Consider the following 3,572-nt stretch of genomic DNA (forward strand, 5'->3'; position numbering starts at 1 on the left):
CCGGCTCGCAGGGCGAGCCCTTCCTGATCGAGAAAGGCGACCAGATCGTGAGCGTGTACCTTTTCGAGGACGAAGCTGACGATTCCCGCCCGATGGCCCCGGGGCCCGAGAACCCGCACGCCCGGAAGGGCGGCCAATCCAGAGGCAGCGAGATCGGCCAGGGAGGACAAGCGCTTCTCGATCGCATCGAGTCCAACCGCCTGCAGGTAGTCGATCGCCGCCCGAAGGCCGATCGCAGCTCCGATGTTGGGCGTGCCCGCTTCGAAGCGGTGGGGAGGCGCTTTCCAGCCGCTCCGGTCGAGCCGGACCTCGGTCACCATCTCTCCCCCCGTCTGATAGGGGGGAAGGGCGGCCAAGAGCTCCTGTCGGCCGTAGAGAACGCCGATCCCGGTCGGAGCGCACATCTTGTGGCCGGAAAAGGCGAGAAAGTCGCAGCCGATCTCCCGGACGCTCAGGCGCCGGTGGCCGGCGCTCTGGGCGGCGTCGACCAGGGTCAGGATGCCGAGCGAGCGGGCCCGGGCGCAGATTTCCGCGGCGGGATTGCGCTTGCCCAGCGAGTTGGAGATGTGGGTGAAGGCGAGCAGTCGGATCCGGTGCCTTTCGGCCATCTGCTCGATCCGGTCCCAGTCGATCCTCCCCTCCTCGTCCTCCACCGGTAGGAAATGGAGGCGGATACCCGAGGCTTCGAGCATCTGCCAGGGAACCAGATTGGAGTGGTGCTCCATTTCCGTGAGGAGGACCCCATCCCCGTGCCGGAGCAGGGAGCGGCCCGCAGAGGAAGCGAGCAGGTTGATCGCTTCGGTCGTTCCCCGGGTGAAGACGATCTCCTCGGGCGATGCGGCTTCGAGAAAATCGGCGACCCGCCGCCGGGAGGATTCAAATGCCTCGGTCGCCCGGATGCTCAGCTCGTAGAGGCCGCGGTGGACGTTGGCGTAGTCCTCCTCGTAGAAGCTGCGGACCGCATCGAGAACCGCTTTGGGCTTTTGGGTCGTTGCGGCGTTGTCGAGATAGGCGAGGGGGTGGCCGTGCGCCGCTTGGGCCAAAGCGGGAAAGTCGGACCGGAGCTCCTCGGGAGGGCGCATGGCGAGAAAACGTACGATGAAGTTCTTCCGCCGCGCAAGGCAAAGGAAGTCTTTTAGCGCTCGGGGGAGGTCGGTTCGAGCGAAGCGCGACCCGAGCGGACCAGGGCCCGTGTCTGCCGGGCGATCATCAGCTCCTCGTCCGTCGGGATGAGGCGAACCTCGACGCGGCTACCCTGGGAGGAGAGGAGGGGCTCGTTCTTCCGGTTGCGCTCGGGATCGAGTTCGAGGCCGAGGAAGCCGAGGGGCGCGCAGATCCGCTCGCGGATCTCGGGCGCGTGCTCGCCGATGCCGCCGGAGAAGACGAGGAGATCGAGCCCTCCGAGTGCCGCAGCCAAGGAGCCCAGGAACTTCCGAGCCTGGTAGCAAAAAATCTCGATCGCGGCCGCGGCCTTCTCGTCTGTGGCTTCGGCCGCCAACAGCTCGCGCATCTCTCCGGAGCGTTCGGAGAGGGCCAGGAGGCCCGACTCCTCGGAGAGGAGCCGGGCGACGGTGGTCAGGCGTAGACCCCTCTCCCGCAGGAGGTAGAGGACGATTCCTGGATCGATGTCCCCGCAGCGGGTCCCCATGACGAGTCCCGAGGTCGGCGTGAAGCCCATCGTGGTGTCGATGCTCTTCCCCCCGTGCAAGGCCGTCATGCTCGCTCCTCCGCCCAGATGGGCGAGCACGATTCGGCCCAGCACCCGCTCCGGAGGCAGAATCTGCTGGAGGACCGAAAGCAGATATTCGCAGGAGATCCCGTGAAAGCCGTAGCGCACCAGCCCTTCCTTTCGGAGGGAGAGCGGGAGGGCGTAGGTGCGCGCGGCAAACGGCATCGAGCGGTGGAAGGCCGTGTCGAAGCAGGCGACCTGGGGAAGACCCGGCCGGAGCTTCCGAATGGAGCGGACCGCCTCCAGCTCGTGCGGGAGGTGGTCGGGAGCGAGACCCGATAGATCCTGCAGCGTCTGGAGCACGGGAGCGGTCAGGAGACGAGGGGCTCCGAAGACGGCTCCGCCGTGGACGAGTCGGTGGCCGACCGCATCGAGGCCGTCGCTCGGGGCCGCCGATTGGAGCCAGGAAAAGAAACGGGTGAGCCCCGCTCGATGGTCGGGGAGCGGGAGATGCTCTTCCCAAAGCGTCGAGCCTCGGGCGTCCTTGGCTTCGCAGAGGCCCTCCGGGGTTCCGATGCGCTCGATCTTTCCAGAAAGGAGGCGCTTTTCCGAGGAAGCCATCTCGAAAAGGGCGAACTTGAGGCTCGTGGAGCCGCTGTTGATCGTCAGGATCTTGTTCGGGTCGGCCATGGGATGGCTTTCGAGCGGGGAGGTCGCGTCTCTACGGCAGCGGGAAGGCGGTTCGGGTGCCCTGCCGTCTCCGAGCGAGCGCTCCGCGAATCAGGAGAAATTCCCCGATGTTTTCCAGGGAGAGCAGGCCCGCAAGCTCCCCGTTGCGCACCACGATGGCCGAGCGCTGCTCCATCTGCTGGAGGCGAGCGATCGCGACCTCCGCCATCTCCGACGCATCCACGGTGAGGAAATCGCGGCTCATCACCTCGGCGACCGGGGCCGCTTCGCCATAGCGAGAGAGCCCCTCGACGAGATTGCTTCGAGTGAGGATGCCTAGCACCTCCCCGTCCGAAACGACCGGAAAGTCGAGGTGGTAGCCCGCCAGGAGATGTTGGACCGCGACCCGGAGAGGGTCGTCGGGGCCCAGGACGTGGAACTCGGTCATCATCACGTGGCTGACTGGAATCGAGGCGAGAGCCGTCTTCACCTGTGCCACGCTCGCTTCCTGGGCGGCGCCCATCCAGACGAAAAGGGCGATGAAGAGGAGGAAGGGATTGTGGGAGAGGAAGCCGAAAACGGCGAAAAGGATCGCCATGCTCTGCCCGATGGCCGCGGCGATCTGGGTCGCCCGGACCGCGTCCATCCGGGTGGCGAGCAGCGCCCGCAGGATGCGCCCCCCGTCCATCGGGAAGGCGGGGAGGAGATTGAACCCGGCAAGCACGACGTTGATCCAAAAGAGGTTGAGCAGGAGGTTCCCGCTGACCCAGTGGACGGCGCTCCACGATTCCATCGTTCCACGCAGCACGAGGATCAGGTAGAGCAAGCCGGCGAGCACGACGTTGACCGCCGGTCCGGCGAGAGCCACCAGGAGCTCCTGTCGGGGATCGTCGGGCATCCGCTCGAGCCGGGCGACCCCCCCGATCGGATAGAGGGTGATGTCGCGTGTCTGGATCCCGAAGCGCTGCGCGGTCAACGCATGGCCGAGCTCGTGGAGGACGATGATCGCGAAGAGGGGGATCAGGAATAGGATGGAGGAGATGGCGTCGGCGGCGCTCCCCCGTGCCATGTAGGAGCCGACGGCCACCCAGGTGACCAGGAGTAGGAAAGTGAAGTGGACGTAGATGCCGATTCCGCGAACAACCCCGATTTTCCATGCCCATCGCATATGAGTCAGCCTTTCACGCAGATCAGCGGGTCGAGCCGGACCACCCGCCGGGCGAGTCCCGCCGCC

General features: G+C 66.3%; 3 protein-coding genes. All 3 read right to left on the reverse strand.

Annotation, left to right across the window (positions count from 1 at the left end):
- Positions 1 to 1,082, reverse strand: a 1,082-nt coding sequence (locus tag FN369_RS01360) for an aminotransferase class V-fold PLP-dependent enzyme (RefSeq protein WP_142524421.1), incomplete at its 3' end; no start/stop codon positions are given.
- 53 nt (positions 1,083 to 1,135) lie between these two features.
- Positions 1,136 to 2,359 (reverse strand): acetate/propionate family kinase, encoded by a 1,224-nt coding sequence (locus FN369_RS01365; protein WP_142524422.1) that lies wholly within the window; start codon positions 2,357 to 2,359, stop codon positions 1,136 to 1,138.
- A 31-nt stretch (positions 2,360 to 2,390) separates the two neighbouring features.
- Positions 2,391 to 3,572: site-2 protease family protein (locus FN369_RS01370; RefSeq protein WP_342799702.1), on the reverse strand; the 1,182-nt coding region annotated here is incomplete at its 5' end.

This window comes from Methylacidimicrobium cyclopophantes (assembly GCF_902143385.2).
Classification (GTDB): Bacteria; Verrucomicrobiota; Verrucomicrobiia; order Methylacidiphilales; family Methylacidiphilaceae; genus Methylacidimicrobium; species Methylacidimicrobium cyclopophantes.

Bases quoted from the DNA above. Each gene is read 5' to 3' on its own strand.
- FN369_RS01365 (WP_142524422.1), bottom strand. From the start codon at position 2,359: ATGGCCGACCCGAACAAGATCCTGACGATCAACAGCGGCTCCACGAGC.